General features: G+C 73.2%; 1 protein-coding gene. It reads right to left on the reverse strand.

The window, feature by feature from the left end; translation table 11 throughout:
* Positions 1-698 (reverse strand): ketoacyl-synthetase C-terminal extension domain-containing protein (locus tag IE249_RS39575; RefSeq protein WP_229860003.1); only part of this gene is annotated, 698 nt, incomplete at both ends.

Genomic DNA, 698 nt, shown 5'->3' on the forward strand with positions numbered 1-698 from the left:
CGCACTCCCGCCCGACAACACCCACACGGCACCCTCACCGAACCCCGCCACCGGCTCCGGCTCGCCCACCTCCTCCGGCACCTCCACCGGCGGCGCCTGCTCCAGCACCACATGCGCATTCGTCCCACTGAAACCGAACGAGGAGACGGCGGCGCGGCGCGGCTCTCCGGTCTCCGGCCAGGCAACCGTGTCGGAGAGGAGTGAGACGGCTCCCGCCGACCAGTCGACGTGCGGGGTCGGCTCGTCGATGTGCAGCGTGCGCGGGAGCACCCCGTGCCGCATCGCCAGCACCATCTTCATCACACCCGCCACACCCGCGGCGGCCTGCGTATGACCGATGTTGGACTTGATCGAACCCAGCAGCAGCGGCCGTTCGGCGGGCCGGTCCTGCCCGTAGGTGGCGAGCAGCGCCTGCGCCTCGATGGGGTCGCCGAGGGTCGTGCCCGTACCGTGCGCCTCCACCGCGTCGACCTGGTCGGCCGAGAGCCGGGCGTTGGTGAGCGCCTGGTGGATCACGCGCTGCTGGGACGGGCCGTTGGGGGCCGTGAGGCCGTTGCTCGCACCGTCCTGGTTCACGGCGGAGCCGCGCACGATCGCGAGGACCGGGTGGCCCTTGCGACGCGCGTCGGACAGCCGCTCCACCAGCAGCATGCCGACGCCCTCGCCCCAGCCGGTGCCGTCGGCGGCCGCGGCGAACG

The organism is Streptomyces anandii JCM 4720 (genome assembly GCF_014650655.1).
GTDB classification, from domain to species: domain Bacteria; phylum Actinomycetota; class Actinomycetes; order Streptomycetales; family Streptomycetaceae; genus Streptomyces; species Streptomyces anandii.